The sequence below is a fragment of the Streptomyces natalensis ATCC 27448 genome, assembly GCF_000935125.1.
Classification (GTDB): Bacteria; Actinomycetota; Actinomycetes; order Streptomycetales; family Streptomycetaceae; genus Streptomyces; species Streptomyces natalensis.
This window is the reverse complement of sequence record NZ_JRKI01000008.1, coordinates 361564-383787: the sequence shown is the minus strand read 5'-3', so window position 1 is coordinate 383787 and position 22224 is coordinate 361564. Positions and strand designations below refer to the sequence as shown.

The window sequence follows — 22224 nt, the reverse complement described above, 5'->3', positions numbered from 1 at the left end:
CGGGCCCCCCTTGGACGGACTCGGTTCACTCGTTCCGGCCCGGTCCAAGGGGGCGACTCTCCGACTCGCTGTGCGCGGGTCGCTAGCCCATCGAGACGGAGGACTTGCGCGTGGAGACGATCTGGTCGACGAGACCGTACGCCAGCGACTCCTCGGCGGTCAGAATCTTGTCGCGCTCGATGTCGTCGCGGATCTTCTCGATCGGCGTGCTGGAGTGCTTGGCCAGCATGTCCTCGAGCTGCGACCGCATCCGCAGGACCTCGCGGGCCGCGATCTCCAGGTCGGAGACCTGGCCGCGGCCGGTCTCGCTGTAGGGCTGGTGGATCAGGATCCGGGCGTTGGGCAGCGCCATCCGCTTGCCGGGCGTACCGGCGGCCAGCAGGACCGCGGCGGCCGAGGCGGCCTGGCCCATGCACACCGTCTGGATGTCCGGCTTGACGAACTGCATGGTGTCGTAGATGGCCGTCAGCGCGGTGAAGGAGCCGCCGGGGGAGTTGATGTAGATGGAGATGTCCCGGTCCGGGTCCATCGACTCCAGGCACAGCAGCTGTGCCATGACGTCATTGGCGGATGCGTCGTCGATCTGCACGCCGAGGAAGATCACCCGCTCCTCGAAGAGCTTCGCGTACGGGTCGTACTCGCGCACGCCCTGCGAGGTCCGCTCGACGAAGCGCGGGACGATGTAGCGGGACTCGGCGCGCGTGCCGGAGAACTCGGCCTGAGCGCGCTCCTGGAGGCCGCTTCCGGGGAAGTTGTTCATCTGGGGGTTCACCGTCCTGGTGGCGATAAAGGCTGGGGGGTCTGCTACGGGGCGTGTACGGCCGGGGTCAGGCCCCGGTGCCGCCCCCGCCCGGAACGCCGGTGGCGGAGGGCATGACCTCGTCGATGAGGCCGTACGCCTTGGCCTCCTCGGCGCTGAACCAGCGGTCGCGGTCGGCGTCCCTGGTCCACTGCTCCAGCGTCTGGCCAGTGTGACGGGCGGAGAGCTCACCCAGGCGCTGCTTCGTGCGCAGCAGCTGATCGGCGTGGATCTTGATGTCCGAGGCCGAACCGGCCAGGCCCGCGGAGGGCTGGTGAATGAGGATCTCGGCGTTGGGCAGCGCGAAGCGCTTGCCCGGGGTGCCGGCGCTCAGCAGGAACTGGCCCATCGAAGCGGCCAGGCCCATCGCGATCGTCACCACGTCGTTCTTGATGTACTGCATGGTGTCGTAGATCGCCATGCCGGCCGTGACCGAACCGCCCGGACTGTTGATGTAGAGGTAGATGTCCTTCTCCGGGTCCGCGGCCAGGAGAAGCAGCTGCGCGGTGATCTTGTTGGCGATGTCGTCGTCGACCGGCTGGCCGAGGAAGATGATCCGCTCGCCGAGCAGCCGGTTGTAGACCTGGTCGCCGAGGCCACCGAAGGTCGGCTCAGCGGCGGCGGAAGGCATCGGGATCGTCACGTGTCCACCTGCTCGTTGTCGGACGGTTCGCGACCGTCTCAGCGTCGTCTGCCGGGGCGCGGGGATCGGCGCCGTATGGTGCGCCGGCGCGGTTTCAGGGACTCCCCTGCCCTCGTATCTACGGACCCTAACGCGCAGGTCGGACAACGCCATCCCGCATTGAGAACTGTTCGCTGTGAGCGCAGGCTCACCGGTCGGGTATGACGCCGGTATGACCGGCCCGCGGGCCGGTTCCGGTGCGCGCACGGCAACGGGCCCGAACACGCTTGCGCGCGCGTTCGGGCCCGTACGTATCAGTGCCGTACGACGGCCGGGGCTCAGGCCTCGGTCGACTCGTCGGCCGCGGGCTTGTCCTCGGTGCCCTCGGCCTCGGCGACGACGGCCTCGGCGACCTCGGTCTCTTCCTCGTCCTCCAGGTCGATGACCTCGCCGTTGGCGTCCTTGACCGTGGCGGCCTCGACGACGACCGCGAGGGCCTTGCCGCGGGCGACCTCGCCGACGAGCATCGGCACCTGGCCGCCCTCGACGACGGCCTGGGCGAACTGGTCGGGGGACATGCCGGAGGACTGCGCGCGGCGCATGAGGTGCTCGGTGAGCTCCTCCTGGCTGACGTTCAGCTTCTCCTTGTTGACCAGCTCGTCGAGGATGAACTGGGTCTTGATGCCCTTCTCGGCCTGCTCCTTGGTCTCGGCGTCGAACTCTTCCTCGGTCTTGCCCTGGATCTCCAGGTACTTCGCGAGGTCGAGGCCCATCTGGCCGAGCTGGTGGTGCTCCAGGTTGTGCTTGCGGGTCTGGATCTCGTCCGCGAGCAGCTTCTCCGGCATCGGCACCTCGACGAGCTTGAGCAGCTCGTCCAGGACCTTCTCCTGCGCCTGGGTGGCCTGGTCGTACTTCTTCATCTGCTCAAGGCGCTTGCGGCTGTCCGCCTTGAGCTCCTCGAGGGTGTCGAACTCGCTGGCCAGCTGCGCGAAGTCGTCGTCCAGCTCGGGCAGTTCACGCGACTTGACCTCGGTGACCTCGACGGTGACCTCGGCCTCCTTGCCCTGGGCGGAGCCGCCCTTGAGCTCGGAGGTGAAAGTGGCCTTGCCGTTGGCCTCCAGGCCCTTGACGGCGTCGTCGATGCCGTCCAGCAGCTCACCGGAGCCGACGGTGTAGTTGACGCCCTGGGCGACACCGTCCTCCAGGACCTCGCCGTCGACCTTGGCCTCGAGGTTCACGGTCAGGACGTCGCCGTCCTGGGCGGCGCGCTCGACCGGGGAGGTGGTGGCGAAGCGCTCACGCAGCTGCTCGACCGAGTTGTCGACGTCCTCGTCCGAGACCTCGACGGCGTCGACCTCGACCTCGATACCGGAGTAGTCCGGGATCTCCAGGGCCGGGCGGATGTCGACCTCGGCGGTGAAGGCCAGCAGCTCGCCGTCCTTCAGCTCGGTGATGTCGACCTCGGGCTGGCCGAGGACGTTGAACTCACCCTCGTTGACGGCCTCGGTGTAGAACTTCGGGAGCGCGTCGTTGACGGCCTCCTCCAGCACGGCGCCACGGCCGAACCGCTGGTCGATGACCCGGGCAGGGATCTTGCCCTTACGGAAGCCCTTCACCGTGACCTGCTGGTTGATCTTCTTGTACGCCGCGTCGAGGCTGGGCTTGAGCTCCTCGAAGGGCACCTCGACAGTGAGCCGAACCCGGGTCGGGTTCAGGGTCTCCACGGCGCTCTTCACGGTTCGGTCTCCTTGGGGCTGACTTCTGGGGTTTTGCCGAAGATCTTCCGGGCCCGCTCATTCGTGGCCCGGCCGATCGCGCCCGGCTACAGAGACACACGGGCACGCAGCTTGCATAGTAACCGCAGGGAGGATGACGCCCACAACGCGATCATGAATGGGCGGGCGGCGGGCCGATGAGCGGCCACCGGTGGCCATGAGCGGAGCGTCGTCGCACGGGCGCAGGGGCGCGCGGGAGGGCTTTCGCCCGGCCGAGGTTTCGGCTGGATCTTGCTGGTCGGGGTGGCCGGATTCGAACCGACGACCTTCCGCTCCCAAAGCGGACGCGCTACCAAGCTGCGCCACACCCCGTCGGTGCGACACGTAGGGTACATGGCTGCTGGCCGTACGGTTGCCAGTTATCGGGATAACGGATCCGGCCGGCGGGCGACGGGAATGCGGTGTGCGGCGGACCGCCCTGACCCGCTACGATGCACTGCGTGCCGCGGTCGCTGACCGGTGGCGCTTGCGGGCGTAGCTCAATGGTAGAGCCCCAGTCTTCCAAACTGGCTACGCGGGTTCGATTCCCGTCGCCCGCTCAGGAAAGGAACCCCAGGCCCGGTGGCCTGGGGTTCTTTGCGTTCTCCGGGGTCCCGGGCGCGCCCGGGGTGGCCGGGTCGCGGCGTTCTAAGGTGACGGCATGGAGATCTGGATCAATCCCGCGTGTTCCAAGTGCCGTTCCGCCGTGGACCTTCTCGACGAGGAGGGCGCGCAGTACACCGTGCGCCGCTATCTGGAGGAGCCGCCGACCGCGGACGAGATCCGTGCCGTGCTGGAGCGGCTGGGCCTGGAGCCGTGGGACATCACCCGTACCCAGGAGGCCGAGGCCAAGGAGCTGGGCGTCGGGTCCTGGGGACGTACCGACGCGGAGCGGGAACGGTGGATCGAGGCGCTGGCCGAGCACCCCCGACTGATTCAGCGGCCGATCATCACCGCGGACGACGGATCGGCGCTGGTGGGGCGCAGCGAGGAAGCCGTACGGGATGCCCTGTCGCGGACCGGGGACGGGCAGACCGCCTAGGCGGGAACGCCGGAAAACCGCTGGACAACCACCGGGAAACCACCGGAAGGCCGCCGTGAGTCGAGAACCGGCGGCCTAGAAGGTGATGTGGTTGATGGTGTTGGCGATGGAATTGAGGAACCGGTTGATCGACGGCGCCATTCCCGTGGAGGCGAGGAAGAAGCCGAAGAGTATGGCGACGATCGCCGGGCCCGCCTTGAGGGCCTTCTGTCTCATCAGTACGACGAGGATGATCCCCAACATCAGCACCACAGACAGCGAAAGAGCCACACTGATCACACCCTTGGTCGGAACGCCTCACCGGCCCGGGAGCATGCCCCGCACACCCCCGGCCCCATCGTGCCACCAACTCCTTTCCCAACGCAGGCGGGTGACGAATCATCGGCCAACGCTTTGCCCGGTTCCGTCCCCTGGTAGCGGCGGGGTCCGGCCAGACGCGGCGCATGAGCCGGGACGGGGCCCGTACGGGGGCCGGCGGGGGCGGGGGTACGGAATTCACCGCCCGGCGCCGCAGCGAGCCGCCGGCCTGAATTCCGGATTCTCGATACCACTTCCCACGCCATTTCCAGCATTTCCCGCGCTATTCACCACATCGTTCATCACGTCATGAGTGACGTCGGCAACCGCACTGGCGCGACGATACCGGCATATCAACCAGGAAGCGGACATTCCTTCCGGGCCGTCCGCTGGGGATATCAACCGTTTTGGGATAGCAAGACAGGACAAATCATCCCATCGGGACATGACTTACAGGCCCGACGACCAGGGCCACGACCCGGCCCCTGCGAGGAATCTCACGGTCCCTTGCCCGCTTTATCGGTGGTGTATCCGCGGTCACGCCCGGCGAAATATCGAATAACGCGGCACGGGTTTTACGCATTCGCCGGGCACCGCTATCGTGCCTGGGATGTCTCCCGCTGCCCCCACTCCACGACGCGAGCTCCCTCCGGCCACGGAGGCGCCCGCCGCGCAGGACACACCGGCCCCGGCGACGGCGTCGGATCCCGCGCCCAGAGCCGGCCGGGACGCGTTCTTCGACAACGCGAAGTACCTGGCCATCGTGTTGGTGGCGATGGGGCACGCATGGGAGCCGCTGACCGACGGCAGCCGCGCCGCCGAGGCGCTCTACATGACCGTCTACACCTTCCACATGCCGGCGTTCATCATCATCTCCGGCTACTTCTCGCGCAGTTTCGATATGCGCCGGGACCGCCTCCAGCGGCTGATCACCGGCGTCGCCGTCCCCTACGTCATCTTCGAGACGGGCTACGCCTTCTTCAAGCGCTGGGCGGACAACGACCCCGGGCATCCGATCAGCCTGCTGGACCCGTGGTTCCTGACGTGGTTCCTGGTGGCGCTGTTCATCTGGCGGCTGACGACCCCGCTGTGGAAGATCGTGCGCTGGCCGGTTCCGCTGGCCGTGGTGATCGCCGTGCTCGCGTCGGTCTCCCCGGAGATCGGTGACGATCTGGACCTCCAGCGCGTGCTCCAGTTCCTGCCGTTCTTCGTGCTGGGGCTGAATCTGCGGCCCGAGCACTTCCGGATGGTGCAGCGGCGGTCGGTGCGGATCGCGTCCGTGCCGATCTTCGCGGCCGCGCTGGTGATGGCGTACTGGGCGGCGCCCCGGATGTCGTCGGCGTGGTTCTACCACCGCGACAGCGCCCAGGAGCTGGGCACCACCTGGTGGGCGGGCGTGATCATGACGCTGGCCCTGTTCGGCTGCTCGCTGGTGATGACGGCCTGCTTCTACTCCTGGGTGCCGCGGCGCACGATGTGGTTCACGGTGCTGGGCGCGGGGACGCTGTACGGCTATCTGCTGCACGGCTTCCTGGCCAAGGGCTCGCGGTTCTGGGGCTGGTTCGACGACCACAAGTGGCTGCACTCCCCGCTCGGCGAGATCGCGGTGACGGTGATCGCGGCCGTCGTCGTCACGGCGCTGTGCACCCCGCCGGTGCAGCGGGCGTTCCGGTGGGCGATGGAGCCCAAGATGGCCTGGGCGTTCAAGAAGGACCCGGCGGATACGGCGCGGGCGCGGGCCGGGGCGTAATACCGTTGCCGCCCTGCGGGAGGCGGCGGCGGACCGCGACCGGTGCGCGGTCCGCGAACCGGTGAGGGACAGGCCCGAGCCACCCCCGTACGATGACGTGGCCGTATCAACGCAGCAGCAACGCATCAGCACCGACAACCGGACGCACCGGGGGGACTTCTCGTGAGCTTCATGGACCGTCTACGCGGCGAGTTCATCGACATCATCGAATGGACCGACGACAGCCGGGACACGATGGTATGGCGTTTCCCGCGCTATGAGAACGAGATCAAGATGGGCGCCAAGCTCATCGTGCGCGAGTCGCAGGTCGCCGTTTTCGTGAACATGGGCCGCATCGCCGATGTCTTCGCGCCGGGCATGCACGAGCTGCAGACCGGGAACCTGCCGATCCTCTCGACCCTCCAGGGCTGGAAGTACGGCTTCCACTCGCCGTTCAAGGCCGAGGTGTACTTCGTCACCACCCGGCAGTTCACGGACATGAAGTGGGGCACGCAGAACCCGGTCACGGTGCGCGACCCCGAGTTCGGCATGGTGCGGCTGCGGGCGTTCGGCGGCTACGCGGCGCGGGTGACCGACCCGGCCAAGCTGCTGAACGAACTCGCCGGCACCGACCCGCAGTTCCGCACCGAAGAGGTCGAGGAATATCTGCGGCAGCTGATCGTCGGGAAGCTCGGCACACTGCTGGGGAGCTCGGGCATTCCCATGCTCGACCTCGCCGCGCGCCAGAGCGAGCTGGGCGACCGGCTGGCCAAGATGCTGTCCGACGAGCTGATGGCGTCGCACGGCATCGCGATCCCGAAGTTCATCATCGAGAACATCTCGCTGCCGCCCGAGGTCGAGCAGGCCATCGACGCCCGCAGCCGGATGGGCATCATCGGGAACCTGGACAACTACGCCCGTATGCAGGCGGCGGACGCGGTGCGGGACGCGGCGAACAACCCGGGCGGCGCCGGGGAGGGCGTGGGCCTGGGGCTCGGCATGGCCGCCGGGCAGCAGATGGCGCAGGCGTTCACGCCCCAGCAGCCCCAGCAGCCGCAGCAGCCGCAGCAGCCGCAGCAGGCTTATGCGCCCGCCGCTCCGGCTCCCGGTGGGGCGGCCGTTCCGCCGCCGCTGCCCGGTCAGCAGCAGTACCAGTGGCACGTAGCCGTGGACGGCCAGCAGCAGGGCCCCTACGACCACGCGACGTTCTCCGGGCACATCCGCTCGGGCGCCGTGCGCAGCGGCATGCTCGCCTGGCGCGAGGGCATGGAGAGCTGGCAGCCGGTGGAGCAGATCCCCGAGCTGGCACCGCTCTTCCGCGCCACTCCCCCGCCGCTGCCGCCGCAGGCGTGACCGACCGCCAGGAGGGCGTGTCCCGATGAGCTATCAGCCGTATCAGCCGCAGCAGCCTTATCAGCAGCAGCCGCAACAGCCGTACCAGCAGCCCTACCCGCAGCAGCCGTATCAGGGGCAGCCCGCGCAGCAGCCCTACCAGGGGCAGCCCCCGCAGCCGTACCAGCAGCAGCCGCCGCAACAGCCCTACCCGCAGCAGCAGCCCTACCAGCAGGCTCCGCCGCCCCAGGGACCGTACGAGCAGCAGCAGTACGGGCAGCAGCCGGCCGCTCCGCAGCAGCCCGAGCAGGCGCAGCCCGATCAGCAGCAGCCCGGCACGCCGCAGTCCTACGCCTGTCCGTCCTGCGGTTCCACCGCCGAGTACGCCCCCGGCACGAACTCGCTGCGCTGCCCGAACTGCCGCTTCGAGCAGCCCATCGCCCCCGTCAACCGGGAAGTGCGCGAGCACGCCTGGGAGGAGCTGGCGACCCTGCCGCCGAAGCCCCGGGCGGCCGGCGGTCAGGCTCTCCAGTGCCCCGGCTGCGGTGCGGTCAACGAGACCAGCGCGCTCTCCGGCCGCTGCCAGTTCTGCGCCACGCCCATGGTCGCCTCGGCCGCCACGGACCGGATCGTGCCCGAGGGCCTGGTGCCGTTCCGGGTGAACAAGCAGGAGGTGCACGAGAACCTGCGCAAGTGGGCCCGGTCCCGCTGGTTCGCGCCGAACAGCCTGAAGAAGGTGAACTCGGCCGAGACCCTGCACGGGACGTACGTACCGCACTGGACGTACGACGCCGCGACCGCGTCCTCGTACAACGGTGAGCGCGGCAAGCGGTACACCACCGGCAGCGGCGACAACGAGCGGACCGAGATCCGCTGGACCCGGGTCAGCGGCAATGTCAGCCGGAACTTCGACGACGTCCTCGTCCCCGGCGTCGGGCACATCCCGGTCGCTCAGCTGGAGGCGCTGGAGCCCTGGCCGCTGAAGCAGGCGGTGGCTTATCAGGAGGCGTATCTGGCGGGCTTCCGGACGCTGCGCTACGACGTCGAGCCGGAGGCGGGATTCCAGCACGCCCAGCGGAGGATGGCCGAGGTCATCAGGCAGGACTGCAAGAAGAACATCGGTGGCGACCAGCAGCGGGTGCACTCGGTCAACACCAACTACGGGTCGGTGACGTACAAACTGCTGCTGCTGCCGGTGTGGTTCGCGTCATACGTCTACAACGGCAAGCAGTGGCAGGTCATGGTCAACGCCCAGACGGGCGAGGTCGACGGCGACCGGCCGTACAGCCCGCTGAAGATCGCGTGTGCCGTTGCCCTGGTGGCGTTGCTGGTGACGACGTGGTTCCTGTTCGGGCAGCACCATCACCATCACTGATCGGTGAGTCGGCGGCGGGAGCTGTGCCCGCCGCCGTTGGCGCTCGGGGGGCGGCGGACGGGGACGCCCCTTAGGGGGTATTCGAACAGATCCCCTAAGGGTTGCGGGCGCCCCTTGCAGGCCACAACGTGGCGGGGGCGGGCGGAATTCCCGGGTGCACGGGCGCCGGACGCCTGGATGCGGGGAGGCCCCGCGGCCGGGATGCGGGGAGGCCCGGCGGCCCGGATGCCAGGCACCGGGCGGGGTGCCGGCCGCCGGTGAAGTGCCACGCGGGGCGGGGTGCCGGCCGCCGGTGAAGTGCCACGCGGGGCCAGGTGCCGGACGCAGGCGAAGTGCCACGCGGGGCCAGGTGCCGGACGCAGGCGAAGTGCCACGCGGGGCCGGGTGCCGGACGCAGGTGAAGAGCCACGCGCCGGACGGGCGCGTCAGGCGTCCCGGCAGATCAGTAGCAGGGCGCGGTCGTCGTTGACGTCCTTGGCCACGGCCTCGATCAGGTGCCAGGCGGCGCCGGTGAAGCCGGTGGTGACGTAGCGGTCGGCCTCGCCGGTGAGGCGGTCGATGCCCTCGGCGATATCGCGGTCGTTGGCCTCGACCAGGCCGTCGGTGAAGAGCATCAGGACGTCGCCGACGCGCAGGGTGCCCTTGATGGGGTCGAACTGGGCGCCGTCGTAGACGCCGAGCAGCGGGCCCTCGCCCGATTTCTCCTCCCAGCGGCCGGTGCCCGCGCTCAGTTGGAGCGCGGGGAGGTGGCCCGCCGAGAGGAGTTCGTAGTCGCCGGACTCCAGGTCGAGGACGAGGTGGACGGAGGTGGCGAAGCCCTCGTCCCAGTCCTGGCGCAGGAGATAGCCGTTGGCGGCGGGGAGGAACGCGTGCGGCGGCAGCGAGCCGAGCAGGCCGCCGAAGGCGCCGGAGAGCAGCAGGGCACGGGAGGCGGCGTCCATGCCCTTGCCGGAGACGTCGGTGAGCACGACTTCCAGGATGCTGCCGCCGTGGGTGCGGGAGGCGACGACGAAATCGCCGGAGAAGGACTGGCCGCCGGCCGGGCGCAGCGCCATCTCGTGGTGCCAGCCCGGCGGCAGTTTGGGCAGCGAGCTCTGGACGCGGATCCGCTCGCGCAGGTCGAAGAGCATGGTGCCGCCGCGCCGCCAGGGCACCCCGACCCGGCTGCGGAACTGCGCGATGAGCAGACCGAAGAAGCCGACGGCGGCCACGACCAGGACGGTGCCGGGGGTGATCCGGTCGGGTCCTTCGCCGTACGGGCCGAAGAGGGCGGCTTCGACGACCAGGGCGGCGGCCGAAGCCCCGTAGAGGACAAGCAGGTTGGCGGGGCGCAGGAGGAGGCCGCCGGCGATCACCGGGAGGACCAGGGCCGTGGGGGCGAGCCACTCGGGGCGCCAGAGCGTGCCGCCGGCGAGGGCGGGGATGGCGAGGAGGAGGGCGACGAGGGCGAAGCGGTCGGAGCCCTCGCCGCGGAAGTAGTCGACCCCGGCCTTGCGCACGCCGATGCGGGCCCGGTGCAGTCCTCTGTGCATCCGGGCCGTCAGGGGTTCCGTACGGGTGGGGGTTCCCGGGCCGCTTGTCATTGCTCTGGGACCTTATCCACCCGTTCGGCGGTGCGTCGATTCGCCGCACGTCACCCCGGGGAATTGCCGGGAATCGGCGTTCGACGTTCGAAATGCGGTCGCGCGGATGCGGGTGGCCCGGGGCCGCGGCTAGGTGCCGCTCGTCGGCTGGCAGCCCGGGCACCAGAAGAGGTTGCGGGCGGCCAGTTCGGCGGTGCGGATCTCGCTGCCGCAGAGGTGGCAGTGCTGGTGGGTGCGTCGGTAGACGTAGACCTCGCCGCCGTGGTCGTCCACCCGGGGCGGGCGGCCCATCGCCTCCGGCATGTGCTCGGGGCGGACGGTGTCGATGCGGTTGTTGCGGACGCCTTCGCGCATGAGGAGGACCAGGTCCTGCCAGATGGCGTCCCAGGCGGCGCGGGGCAGGTCGCGGCCGGGGAGGTAGGGGTCGATGTGGTGCCGGAAGAGGACCTCGGCGCGGTACACATTGCCCACCCCGGCGATGATCTTCTGGTCGAGGAGCAGGGCGGCGATGGTGGTGCGGCTGCGGGTGATGCGCTGCCAGGCCCGGTCGGGGTCGGCGTCGGGGCGCAGCGGGTCGGGGCCCAGGCGGTCGTGTATCGCCTGCTTCTCGGGGGTGGTGATCAGGGCGCAGGTGGTGGGGCCGCGCAGGTCCGCGTAGGCGGTGGCGGTGGCCAGGCGGAGGCGGACGGTGTCGGTGGGCGGCGGGGCCGGGGCGTCGCCGAAGCCGAGTTTGCCGAAGAGTCCGAGGTGGATGTGGATCCAGCCGGTGTCGCCGAAGCCGAGGAAGAGGTGCTTGCCGTGGGCCTCGGCGGTGGTCAGCGCCTGACGGTCGGTCAGGGCCGCGCTGTCGGAGAACTTGCCCTGGGGGCTGGTGGTGCGGACCTTCTGGCCCAGGAAGCGGGCGGCGTAGTCCTGGGCCAGTCGGTGGATGGTGTGGCCCTCGGGCACGGGCTCCTCCGGAGGGTTTCTCCGTACGTGGTCGGGTTTTCCGCCGTTGCTCCCCCACTGCCTGAAGGGCGTGGGAGGTGCCCCCACGCGGGGGGGCGGGTCCGCTGCGCGGGGCTGTACGGCTGCGGCGCCGGGCCTCCACGGCTTCGCCGTTGCAGCCCGGCGCCTCCCGTGGGTGGGTGGTGAAGGGTGGGGGCGGGCGCCCGGGTTACTGCTGCGGGTGGTGGGCCGGGATGGGCGGGAGGTCGCCGGTGGTCTCGTAGGCCGAGAGCATCTCGATGCGGCGGGTGTGGCGCTCCTCGTCCGAGTACGGGGTGGCCAGGAAGACCTCGATGAAGCGCGTCGCCTCGTCCTGGGTGTGCATGCGGCCGCCGACCGAGATGACGTTGGCGTTGTTGTGCTCGCGGCCGAGCCTGGCGGTTTCCTCGCTCCAGGCCAGTGCGGCCCGTACGCCCTTGACCTTGTTGGCGGCGATCTGCTCGCCGTTGCCGGAGCCGCCGATCACGATGCCGAGGCCGGCCGGGTCGGCGGCGGTCTGCTCCGCGGCGCGGAGGCAGAAGGGGGGGTAGTCGTCCTGGGCGTCGTAGATGTGGGGGCCGCAGTCGACGGGCTCGTGCCCGTTGGCCTTGAGCCACTCGACGAGGTGGTTCTTGAGTTCGAAGCCGGCATGGTCGGAACCGAGGTACACGCGCATGGGCATGAGTGTGACATGGCACGTGAGGGGTAGGCGCCGTCGGGTCGTCGTGCGGACGAGCGGTGGAGAACGATCCGGAGACGGGTCTTCCGTAGCGGACGATCATGAGTTCTCATACCTGGGTTCCACATCAGAACGACTGAAGGATGGTGCACATGGGCGCGGATCCGCCCGAGGGGCTCCAGGCAGGACTCAAGAACCGGCATCTGTCGATGATTGCCATCGGTGGCGTCATCGGTGCCGGTCTGTTCGTGGGCTCAGGTGCCGGTATCGCCGCCGCCGGGCCCGGCATTTTGATCTCGTACGCCCTGACCGGGCTGCTGGTCGTGCTGGTGATGCGGATGCTGGGGGAAATGGCCGCGGCCTCCCCGGTGTCGGGGTCGTTCTCCGCTTATGCCGACCGGGCGCTGGGGCGCTGGGCCGGATTTACGATCGGGTGGCTCTACTGGTTTTTCTGGTCGGTGGTGCTGGCGGTGGAGGCGACCGCCGCGGCCTCGATTCTGACCGGCTGGGTCCCGGCCGTCCCGCAGTGGGCCTGGGCGTTGCTGGTGATGATCGTGCTGACCGGTACAAATCTGATCTCGGTCGGTTCCTTTGGTGAGTTCGAATTCTGGTTCGCCGGTATCAAGGTGGTGGCCATTGTTGTCTTCCTCGTGGTCGGTGCGTTGGCGATATTTGGGCTTCCGCCGGGCAATCATGCGGTGGGTCTGTCGAATCTGACCGGGCACGGCGGGTTCTTGCCGCACGGTCCGGGGGCGATTCTTTCGGGCATGCTGCTGGTGGTCTTCTCCTTCATGGGAAGTGAGATCGTCACGCTGGCGGCGAGCGAGTCGCCGAATCCGGTGACGGCCGTACGGAAGGCCGTGAACAGCGTGATCTGGCGGATCGCGCTCTTCTACATCGGGTCGATCGGGGTGATCGTGACGCTGTTGCCCTGGAACGACCGGGCGGTTCTCAAGAGCCCGTACGTGGCGGTGCTCAAGTCGCTGGACATTCCGTACGCGGGCACCGTGATGGATGTGGTGGTGCTCACCGCGGTGCTGTCGTGTCTGAATTCCGGGCTGTACACGGCCTCGCGGATGGCGTTCTCGCTCGGTGAGCGCGGCGATGCGCCGAAGTCGTTCGCGACCGTCAACAGGGGCGGTGTCCCGGCGGTGGCGATCTGGGCTTCGGTGGCCTTCGGGTTCATCGCGACGATTTTCAGTTACACGTCGAAGGACACGATTTTCGAGTTCCTGCTGAATTCGTCCGGAGCGGTGGCGCTTTTCGTCTGGCTGGTCATCTGTTTCTCGCAGCTGCGGATGCGGCGGGTCATCGAGCGGGAAACGCCGGAGCGGCTGACGGTGCGGATGTGGCTGTATCCGTGGCTGACGTACGCGACGATCGGTCTGATCGTTTTTGTCGTGGGCTATATGTTCTACTCCCCGGCCGGGCGGAAGCAGATGATTCTGTCCGTGGTGGCGGCCGCGGTCGTCCTGGCGATCGGGCTGGGGCTGGAGCGGCGGCGGCCGCGGGCGGCCGGGGACGGCGTGGCCCTCACGAACGACGAGGCGCAGCGGGTCTAGCGCGCACAGCGGAAACGCAACGGGCCCCGTCTCACCGTGTGGTGAGGCAGGGCCCGGGTGCGTTGAGGGGCCGCCGGCGCCGGTCAGCGGCGGTTGGCGAGCTTCCAGGCCGTGGGCAGGGCGCCCATGGCCAGCGCGGCCTTGAGGGCGTCGCCGATCAGGAACGGGACCAGGCCCTGGGCCACGGCCTGGCCGGCGGACATCCCGGTGCTCAGAGCGAGGTAGGGAACGCCGACGGCGTAGATCAGGGCCGTACCGGCGGCCATGGTGGTGGCGGTGCGCAGGACGCCGCGGTCGCCGCCGCGGCGGGCCAGCGCGCCCACGACGGTGGCGGCGAGCAGCATGCCCGCGATGTAGCCGAAGGTGACGCCCACTCCGGAGGTGCCGCCCGCGAACCAGGGCATACCGGCCATGCCCGCCAGGGCGTACAGCGCGAGGGAGAGCAGCCCGCGGCCGGTGCCGAGCGAGGCGCCGACCAGGAGGGCGGCGAAGGTCTGGCCGGTGACCGGGACCGGGGAGCCGGGGACCGGGACGGCGATCTGCGCCGCGATACCGGTGAGTGCGGCGCCGCCGACGACCAGCGCGGCGTCGCGGACGCGGGCGCGGGAGGCGGTGGCGGCCGGCAGCAGGTCGGCGAGGACCTCACCGGGACGGGGGAAGGCGGCAGTGCTCATCGGGGCTCCGCGGGGGGGGGTGAGGGACGGAAAGGACGTCCAGACCCTAGTTCACGGGGTCGGCGGCGATCATCGTGTGCCAACGACAAAGCCGCACCGGCCCGCTTGGAGAGTTCCGCTCAACCGGCAGGACCCGGGCAGCCGTTGGGGCTCGGTGCGTCGCCGCAGGTCACGTGATGCTCGTCACGGAGTCCGCCGCGGCGGGGCGCCGGTTTTGTGGTAGCGCGCGGCGTACGGGGAAACTGGGGCCGCCCCCGCGATGACCTGTGGGGTTCCACCAAAGCGCGCCGCCGGGGCGACCCTCCGGCCCACCGCTCCCTGCGAAAGTACGAGCCGATGCACGACGCAACGACCCCCGCCGGGACGGCGCCCCTCGGTACGGGTGCCGGCGAACCGGAGCCGCTCAACGGCGGGCTCAAACAGCGCCATCTGACGATGCTGGGCCTGGGCGGGGTGATCGGCGCGGGGCTCTTCGTGGGCTCCGGCGCGGGGATCTCGGTGGCCGGGCCGGGGATCGTGCTGTCGTATCTGATCGCGGGTGCGCTGGCGATGCTGATCATGCGGATGCTCGGGGAGATGTCGTCGGCGATGCCGTCCTCCGGTGCGTTCTCGGTGCATGCGGAGCGCGCGCTGGGGCGCTGGGCGGGCTTCAGCGTGGGCTGGCTGTACTGGTTCATGCTGGTCGTGGTGCTCGCGGTGGAGGCGACCGGCGCCGCGCAGATCGCCCATGGCTGGGCGCCCGCGGTGCCGCAGTGGGGCTGGGTGCTGATCTTCATGGTCGTGTTCACCGCGGCCAATCTCTCCGCGGTGAAGAACTTCGGGGAGTTCGAGTTCTGGTTCGCGGCGCTGAAGGTCGCGGCGATCGTGCTGTTCCTGGCGCTGAGCGTGCTGGCGGTCTTCGGGGTGCTGCCCCATACGGAACCGGTCGGGCTGACCAACCTCACCGGGCAGGGCGGGTTTCTGCCCCGTGGCTGGGCGGGGGTGATCTCCGGTGTGCTGGCGGTGGTGTTCGCGTTCGGCGGGCTGGAGGTGGTCACCATCGCGGCGGCCGAATCGGACGATCCGGCGCGGGCGGTGGGCCGGGCGGTGCGCAGCGCGGTGTGGCGGATCCTCTTCTTCTATGTGGGGTCGATGCTGGTCATCGTCACGCTGCTGCCGTGGTCGGCGATGCGGCCGGGCAAGAGTCCGTACGTCGCGGTGCTGGACAGCATCGGGGTGCCGGGCGCCGGCCAGATCATGAACATCGTGGTGTTCGTGGCGCTGCTGTCGGCGCTGAACGCCAATCTCTACGGGTCGTCGCGGATGGTGTTCTCGCTGGCCGAGCGGGGCGAGGCGCCGCGGGCGCTGCTGAAGGTGTCGGGCGGCGGGGTGCCGCGGCGGGCCGTACTGGCCTCGGTGGCCTTCGGGTTCGTCTCCGTCGTGCTGAATCTGGAGTGGCCGGATTCGGTGTTCCTCTACATGCTCAATGCCGTGGGTGCGGTGCTGCTGTTCGTCTGGGGGCTGATCGCCGTCTCCCAGCTGCGGCTGCGTCCGCGAATCGAACGCGAGGCGCCCGAGACGCTGACGCTGCGGATGTGGGCTTTTCCCTGGCTGAGCTGGGTGGCGCTGGTGGCGATGGGCGGGGTGCTGGTGCTGATGCTGACCGAGGACTCGGCCCGGCCGCAGCTGCTGTGGTCGGCCGCGGCGACGGCGGCGGTGCTGGCGGTGGCGGGCGTACGGGAGCTGCGGGCGCGGCGACGGTAAGTCGTATGTGACGAGTAAACGGCCACAGACGGTCACGATCTCGTCTGAATAGCGAACATTCGCTGCACGACTGTTGCCCTGAGCGGACACAGGCACTCAAACTGAGCGCGTTTCACCGCAGGACCCCTGGAGTTGAGCCGTCGGCGGCCCCGGGAGAACGCAGTTTCACCCCGCTTCGCTCTCACATACTGGGACAGATACGACATGAATCGGACATCTTCGTCCGCCGCATCCCCGAGCCGGTCGGCCGATCCGGTCCACGACGCCGGCCACGGCGGCGGCCCCTCGCTGTCCAACGGCCTCAAGCAGCGGCACCTTTCGATGATCGCCCTGGGCGGGGTGATCGGCGCCGGCCTGTTCGTCGGCTCCGGCAAGGGCATCGCCGCCGCGGGCCCCTCGATCGTGCTGGCCTATGCGGTCTCGGGCGCGCTGGTCATGCTGATCATGCGGATGCTCGGCGAGATGGCCGCGGCCAATCCGGCCTCCGGCTCCTTCTCCGTGCACGCCGAGCGCTCCATCGGCTCCTGGGCGGGCTTCACGGTGGGCTGGATGTTCACCGCGCTGCTGTGTGTGGCGGTGGCCGCCGAGGCGCTGGGCGCCGCGGCCATCATGATCCAGTGGTTCCCCGCCACCCAGCTGTGGATGTGGGTGCTGCTGTTCATGGTGGTCTTCACCGGCACGAACCTGACGGCGGTCTCCAACTTCGGTGAGTTCGAGTTCTGGTTCGCCGCGCTGAAGGTCGTCGCGATCGCCCTCTTCCTGGTGCTGGGCGTCCTCGCCATCTGCGGCGTCCTCCCCGGCACCCACGCCCCGGGCGCCTCCCACCTCACCGGCGACGGCGGCTTCCTGCCGCACGGCGCGGACGGTCTGATGGTCGGCGTACTGGCCTCGGTGTTCGCCTACGGCGGTCTGGAGACGGTGACCATCGCGGCCGCCGAGTCCAAGGACCCGGTGCGCGGCGTCGCGAGCGCGGTGCGCACCGCGATGTGGCGGATCGCCCTCTTCTACGTCGGCTCGATGGCCGTCATCGTCACCGTCATCCCGTGGAGCGCCCCCTCGATCGCCAAGAGCGGTCCCTACGTCGCCGTCCTGGACTACCTCAACATCCCGGCGGCCGGCCAGATCATGAACGTCGTCATCCTGCTGGCGCTGCTGTCCGCGGTGAACGCCAACATCTACGGCTCCTCGCGGATGGCGTACTCGCTGATCTCCCGCGGCCAGGGCCCGGCCTTCCTCGGCAAGGTCAGCGGCGGCGTGCCGCGCCATGCCGTCCTGCTGTGCTCCGCGTTCGGCTTCCTCGCGGTCCTCTTCAGCTTCCTGTGGCCGGACACGCTCTTCCAGTGGCTGCTGAACATGGTCGGCGCGGCCGTGCTCGTGGTGTGGGGCTTCATCGCGGTGTCCCAGCTGCGGATGCGGCGGCAGCTGGAGCGCGAGGCGCCGGAGAAGCTCGTGGTGAGGATGTGGGCCTTCCCGGTCCTGACGGTGGTGGCGCTGGTGGGCATCGTCGGCGTGCTGCTGCTGATGCTGCGGGACGACAACCAGCGCATCCAGCTGCTGTTCACCGGCGGCTTCGGTGTGGTGCTGGCCGCGGTCGGGCTGGCGCGGCAGCGAGCGCTGGCCAAGAACGCCGGGCGGTAGCGGCGGCCGTCGCACGCTCCCCGAGGCGGGGCGGGATCTCCTACGGAGGTCCCGCCCCGCCTCCGTCTTTGGGACCGGCCCGCTGCCCGCGCCCGTCCGGTGATCACTCCTGCTGATAGCGTGTTCTTGCACATTATTTGCAACTACTGCATTCACGCAGCTTGGAGGCGGGATCGGCATGGCGACCTACACACTTCCGGAACTCCCCTACGACTACGCGGCGCTGGCCCCGGTCATCAGCCCCGAGATCATCGAGCTGCATCACGACAAGCACCACGCGGCGTATGTGAAGGGCGCGAACGACACGCTGGAGCAGCTCGCCGAGGCGCGCGACAAGGAGAGCTGGGGCAGCATCAACGGCCTGGAGAAGAACCTCGCGTTCCACCTCTCCGGGCACATCCTGCACAGCATCTACTGGCACAACATGTCCGGTGACGGCGGCGGCGAGCCGCACGAGAAGGACGGCGTGGGCGAGCTGGCCGACGCCATCGCGGAGAGCTTCGGGTCGTACGCCGGGTTCAAGGCACAGCTGACCAAGGCCGCGGCCACCACCCAGGGCTCCGGCTGGGGCGTGCTGGCGTACGAGCCGGTGAGCGGGCGGCTGATCGTGGAGCAGATCTACGACCACCAGGGCAATGTCGGCCAGGGCTCGGTGCCGATTCTGGTCTTCGATGCCTGGGAGCACGCCTTCTACCTTCAGTACAAGAACCAGAAGGTGGACTTCATCGAGGCGATGTGGCGGGTCGTCAACTGGCAGGACGTGGCCAGGCGGTACGCGGCCGCCAAGGAGCGTGCGAACACGCTGCTGCTGGCGCCGTGACGGCGCCCTCTGATCGTCCTGCCTCGTGATCGTCTTCTCACCGTTCACCGGCAGGCGGAATGACGGAGCGCCCCCGTACGTCGGATACGTACGGGGGCGCTCCCACCTGGCAGCCGCACATCGGCATGACCGGCATCAGTCGAAAATCGGCCCCTGCGTCCGCGTCCGCTTGATTTCGTAGAAGCCCGGGATCGACGCCACCATCAGCGTCCCGTCCCACAGCTTGGCGGCCTCCTCGCCCTTGGGGGCCGGGGTGACGACCGGGCCGAAGAAGGCGATCTGGTCGCCGTCGGAGCCGGGGACGGCGATGACCGGGGTGCCGACCTCCTGGCCGACGAGGTCGATACCGGCCTTGTGGGAGGCGCGCAGCTCGGCGTCGTAGGTGTCCTTGCCGGCGTACTCGATCAGGTCGGCGGGCAGGCCCGCGTCCTCCAGGGCGGCGGCGATGCTCTCCGGGTTCACGCCCAGGCCCTGGTTGTGGAAACGGGTGCCGAGCGCGGTGTAGAGCCGGCCGACGGCCTCGTCGCCGTACAGCTGCTGTGCGGCGATCACCACGCGGACCGGGCCCCAGGACTTGCCGCCGGGGCGCATGTTCTCGGCGTACTGCTCGGGCAGCTGGTCGAGCTTGTCCTCGTTGAGCACCGCCAGGCTCATCACATGCCAGCGCACCTCGACCGGGCGGACCTTTTCCACCTCCAGCATCCAGCGGGAGGTCATCCAGGCCCAGGGGCAGATCGGGTCGAACCAGAAGTCGGCGGGGGTCTTCGCGCTCTCGGACACGGGAACTCCTCAGGGATACGGCGTATGCGTGCTGGTGCGCACGGTTCAACAACCGGACGCCGTGCCATGATTCCCAGTGTTCGATATGCGAGACATCCGAGCCGAAGAAGAGACGAAGACGAGGGAGTCACGTCGTGCCAGGTGAGAATCTTTCCCGGGACGAGGCCCACGCGCGGGGCCGGCTGCTGAGCGTCGACGGGTACGACGTGGCGCTGGACGTCCGCTCCGCGGTCGGGCAGGGCGAGGCCGCCGCCACCTTCCGCTCCCGTACGACCATCCGCTTCCGCTGCGCCGAGCCGGGCGCGTCGAGCTTCGCGGACCTGCTGGCGCCGTCCGTCACCTCCGTCACCCTCAACGGCCGCACGCTGGACCCGGCCGAGGTCTTCGACGGCACCCGGATCGCGCTCGCGGACCTGGCCGCCGAGAACACCCTCGTCGTCGACGCCCGGTGCGCCTACAGCCGTACGGGCGAGGGGCTGCACCGCTTCATCGACCCCGAGGACGGCGAGGTCTATCTCTACACGCAGTACGAACCGGCCGATGCCCGACGGGTCTTCGCCAACTTCGAACAGCCGGACCTCAAGGCCCCGTTCCGCTTCGAGGTGACCGCCCCGGAGGGCTGGGTCGTGCTCAGCAACGGCGCGGAAGAGGGCGAGCCCGAGGAAGGGCGGCACCGCTTCGCCCCGACCCTGCCGATCTCCACGTACATCACCGCCGTGGTGGCCGGTCCGTACCACTACGTCGCCGACAGCTACCGCCGCACCTTCGCCGACGGGACGGAGCTGGAGATCCCGCTGGGTGCGCTCTGCCGCAAGGGCCTGGCGCGGCATTTCGACGCGGACGACGTCTTCACCGTCACCAAGCAGGGCCTGGACTTCTTCCACGACCACTTCGACTATCCGTATCCGTTCGGGAAGTACGACCAGGCTTTTGTGCCGGAATACAACCTGGGCGCGATGGAGAACCCCGGTTGTGTGACGTTCCGGGAGGAATTCATCTTCCGGGGGAAGGTCACCGAGGCGTCGTACGAGGGCCGGGCCAATGTGATCCTGCACGAGATGGCGCATATGTGGTTCGGCGATCTGGTGACCATGCAGTGGTGGGACGACCTGTGGCTCAAGGAGTCCTTCGCGGACTTCATGGGGGCGTTCGCGCTGGTGGGGGCGACGCGGTTCACCAACGGCTGGATCACCTTCGCCAATCGCCGTAAGTCGTGGGCGTACCGGGCCGATCAGCTGCCCTCCACCCATCCGGTCACCGCCGATATCCGTGACCTGGAGGACGCCAAGCTGAATTTCGACGGCATCACGTACGCCAAGGGCGCCTCGGTGCTCAAGCAGCTGGTGGCGTATGCCGGGCAGGACGCGTTCCTCGAAGGCGCGCGGCGGTATTTCAAGCGGCATGCGTACGGCAACACCCGGCTCGCGGATCTGCTGTCGGTGCTGGAGGAGACCTCGGGGCGGGACATGGCCGCCTGGTCGAAGGCGTGGCTGGAGACGGCGGGGGTCAACTCCCTGACCCCGCAGGTGACCTATGACGCCCAGGCCCGGATCACCGAGCTGAGCATCCTTCAGGAGGCGGCCGCCGCACAGCCGCAGCTGCGGCCGCACCGGGTCGCGGTGGGCCTCTACCGCCGGCGGGACGAGGACGGGGCGCTGGTGCGCTACGCCCGTACGGAGGTGGATGTCACCGGGCCGCGGACGGTCGTCGCGGAGCTGGCCGGGGCCGAGCGGCCCGAGCTGGTCCTGGTCAACGACGAGGACCTCACCTACTGCAAGATCCGGTTCGACGAGGGGTCGCTGGCCACCTTGCGGGCCCGGCTCGGCGACCTGGAGGACCCGCTGGCGCGGGCGCTGTGCTGGGCCGCGCTGTGGGGCCTGACCCGCGACGGCCTGGTGCCGGCGCGCGACTATCTGGATCTGGTGCTGCGCTTCGCGGGCCGGGAGACCGACATCGGCGTCCTTCAGTCGCTGCACGCCAACGCCCGTACGGCGCTGGAGCACTACTCCGCGCCCGCCCGCCGCGAGGCCGCCACCCGGGAGCTGGCCGAGGGCGCGCTGCGCGAGCTGCGGCTGGCCGAACCGGGCAGCGGCCACCAGCTGGCCTGGGCCCGGCACTTCGCGGCCATCGCCGCCGGCCCCGCCGATCTCCAGCTGCTGCGCGGCCTGCTGGACGGCAGCGCGAAGATCGACGGCCTGGAGGTGGACCAGGAGCTGCGCTGGACGTTCCTGGAGCCGCTGGCCTCGCACGGCGCGGCCGGCGAGGACGTGATCGGCGCCGAGCTGGCCCGGGACGACACCGCCTCCGGCAGGCGCCACCAGGTCCGCGCTCTGGCCGCCCGCCCGTCCACCGAGGTCAAGGCGCGGGCCTGGGCCGACGTCGTGGACCTCGATGTGCTCTCCAACGCCCTGGTGGAGGCCACCATCAGCGGATTCGTGCAGTTCGGGCAGCGCGAGCTGCTGGCGCCGTATGCGCCGCGCTACTTCGCGATGATCGAGCGGATCTGGCAGGAGCGGTCCATCGAGATCGCCATGTCGGTGGTGCGCGGGCTGTTCCCGTCCTGGCTGGTGGAGCAGGCCACGCTGGATGCGGCGGACGCCTGGCTCGCGGGGCATGCGGACGCGGCGCCGGCGCTGCGCCGGATGGTCGCCGAGGAGCGGGATGATCTTGCCCGTGCGCTGCGTGCACAGGCTTGTGACGAGGCGGCCGTCCCCACCCCGTAACCCCCGTCCCGACCAGCCCTTATCGGCAGTCGAACGCACGTACTTTAGGGCGGGGATGTCCGGGTTCCGGTACGGGCGTGTAACAGCGGTTAGGAGGCGGAGCGGG

18 protein-coding genes and 2 tRNA genes are annotated in these 22224 nt (G+C 69.5%); 10 read left to right on the top strand and 10 right to left on the bottom strand.

Translation table 11 applies throughout. The features are described from left to right. Window positions 1–82 precede the first annotated feature (82 nt). The 4 genes from SNA_RS06530 to SNA_RS06515 form a co-directional block, all read right to left on the bottom strand. A complete protein-coding gene (locus tag SNA_RS06530; protein WP_030066570.1) occupies window positions 83–760 on the bottom strand; it encodes an ATP-dependent Clp protease proteolytic subunit in 678 nt (225 codons plus the stop codon). Between the two features lie 67 nt (window positions 761–827). Beyond that, a complete protein-coding gene (locus tag SNA_RS06525; protein WP_030066569.1) occupies window positions 828–1430 on the bottom strand; it encodes an ATP-dependent Clp protease proteolytic subunit in 603 nt (200 codons plus the stop codon). Window positions 1431–1759: 329 nt separating this feature from the next. Then, complete coding sequence (tig, locus tag SNA_RS06520; RefSeq protein ID WP_030066568.1) at window positions 1760–3157, bottom strand: trigger factor; 1398 nt, start codon at window positions 3155–3157, stop codon at window positions 1760–1762. Window positions 3158–3431: 274 nt separating this feature from the next. Beyond that, window positions 3432–3508: transfer RNA gene (locus tag SNA_RS06515), tRNA-Pro, on the bottom strand. Between the two features lie 156 nt (window positions 3509–3664). Between SNA_RS06515 and SNA_RS06510 the strand changes: the two genes are divergently transcribed. Next, window positions 3665–3735 (top strand) — tRNA-Gly (locus tag SNA_RS06510). A 101-nt stretch (window positions 3736–3836) separates the two neighbouring features. Then, window positions 3837–4217: an arsenate reductase family protein gene (locus tag SNA_RS06505; RefSeq protein WP_030066567.1), complete on the top strand. Its 381-nt coding sequence runs from the start codon at window positions 3837–3839 to the stop codon at window positions 4215–4217. A gap of 75 nt (window positions 4218–4292) precedes the next feature. On the opposite strand, the gene SNA_RS06500 is transcribed toward SNA_RS06505, so the two are convergent. Beyond that, entirely contained in the window at window positions 4293–4487 is a 195-nt protein-coding gene (locus tag SNA_RS06500; protein WP_030066566.1) for a hypothetical protein, read from the bottom strand. A 637-nt stretch (window positions 4488–5124) separates the two neighbouring features. On the opposite strand from SNA_RS06500, the gene SNA_RS06495 reads away from it, so the two are divergent. The 3 genes from SNA_RS06495 to SNA_RS06485 all read left to right on the top strand — a co-directional run bounded on the left by SNA_RS06495 (window position 5125) and on the right by SNA_RS06485 (window position 8950). Then, entirely contained in the window at window positions 5125–6264 is a 1140-nt protein-coding gene (locus tag SNA_RS06495) for an acyltransferase family protein (protein WP_044363738.1), read from the top strand. A gap of 171 nt (window positions 6265–6435) precedes the next feature. Further along, complete coding sequence (locus tag SNA_RS06490; RefSeq protein WP_044363737.1) at window positions 6436–7596, top strand: SPFH domain-containing protein; 1161 nt, start codon at window positions 6436–6438, stop codon at window positions 7594–7596. 25 nt (window positions 7597–7621) lie between these two features. Further along, window positions 7622–8950, top strand: a complete 1329-nt coding sequence (locus SNA_RS06485) for a TFIIB-type zinc ribbon-containing protein (RefSeq protein WP_198534990.1) — start codon at window positions 7622–7624, stop codon at window positions 8948–8950. A 425-nt stretch (window positions 8951–9375) separates the two neighbouring features. On the opposite strand, the gene SNA_RS06480 is transcribed toward SNA_RS06485, so the two are convergent. The 3 genes from SNA_RS06480 to SNA_RS06470 all read right to left on the bottom strand — a co-directional run bounded on the left by SNA_RS06480 (window position 9376) and on the right by SNA_RS06470 (window position 12175). After that, complete coding sequence (locus SNA_RS06480) at window positions 9376–10533, bottom strand: SpoIIE family protein phosphatase (protein ID WP_030066560.1); 1158 nt, start codon at window positions 10531–10533, stop codon at window positions 9376–9378. 129 nt (window positions 10534–10662) lie between these two features. Further along, a complete protein-coding gene (locus SNA_RS06475; protein ID WP_030066559.1) occupies window positions 10663–11481 on the bottom strand; it encodes an Fpg/Nei family DNA glycosylase in 819 nt (272 codons plus the stop codon). 208 nt (window positions 11482–11689) lie between these two features. Next, complete coding sequence (locus tag SNA_RS06470; protein ID WP_030066558.1) at window positions 11690–12175, bottom strand: ribose-5-phosphate isomerase; 486 nt, start codon at window positions 12173–12175, stop codon at window positions 11690–11692. 155 nt (window positions 12176–12330) lie between these two features. Between SNA_RS06470 and SNA_RS06465 the strand changes: the two genes are divergently transcribed. Beyond that, window positions 12331–13740 carry an amino acid permease gene (locus SNA_RS06465; RefSeq protein ID WP_104531918.1) on the top strand — a complete coding sequence of 470 codons (1410 nt, stop codon included), beginning with the start codon at window positions 12331–12333 and terminating at the stop codon, window positions 13738–13740. Between the two features lie 83 nt (window positions 13741–13823). Here SNA_RS06465 and SNA_RS06460 read toward each other — a convergent pair whose 3' ends face one another. After that, window positions 13824–14414, bottom strand: coding sequence for a biotin transporter BioY (locus SNA_RS06460; RefSeq protein WP_030066556.1), 591 nt, complete (start codon window positions 14412–14414; stop codon window positions 13824–13826). 336 nt (window positions 14415–14750) lie between these two features. On the opposite strand from SNA_RS06460, the gene SNA_RS06455 reads away from it, so the two are divergent. The 3 genes from SNA_RS06455 (at window position 14751) to SNA_RS06445 (ending at window position 18615) form a co-directional block, all read left to right on the top strand. Beyond that, window positions 14751–16157 (top strand): amino acid permease, encoded by a 1407-nt coding sequence (locus SNA_RS06455; protein ID WP_030066555.1) that lies wholly within the window; start codon window positions 14751–14753, stop codon window positions 16155–16157. Between the two features lie 204 nt (window positions 16158–16361). After that, window positions 16362–17795: an amino acid permease gene (locus SNA_RS06450; RefSeq protein ID WP_030066554.1), complete on the top strand. Its 1434-nt coding sequence runs from the start codon at window positions 16362–16364 to the stop codon at window positions 17793–17795. Window positions 17796–17973: 178 nt separating this feature from the next. After that, entirely contained in the window at window positions 17974–18615 is a 642-nt protein-coding gene (locus tag SNA_RS06445) for a superoxide dismutase (protein WP_030066553.1), read from the top strand. A 135-nt stretch (window positions 18616–18750) separates the two neighbouring features. On the opposite strand, the gene SNA_RS06440 is transcribed toward SNA_RS06445, so the two are convergent. Then, the gene (locus tag SNA_RS06440; protein WP_030066552.1) at window positions 18751–19395 is read right to left on the bottom strand and encodes a mycothiol-dependent nitroreductase Rv2466c family protein; all 645 of its coding nucleotides are present in this window, start codon (window positions 19393–19395) and stop codon (window positions 18751–18753) included. A 134-nt stretch (window positions 19396–19529) separates the two neighbouring features. Here SNA_RS06440 and pepN point away from each other — a divergent pair, with 134 nt between their 5' ends. Further along, window positions 19530–22118, top strand: coding sequence for an aminopeptidase N (gene pepN / locus SNA_RS06435; RefSeq protein ID WP_030066551.1), 2589 nt, complete (start codon window positions 19530–19532; stop codon window positions 22116–22118). The last annotated feature ends 106 nt before the right edge of the window (window positions 22119–22224 follow it).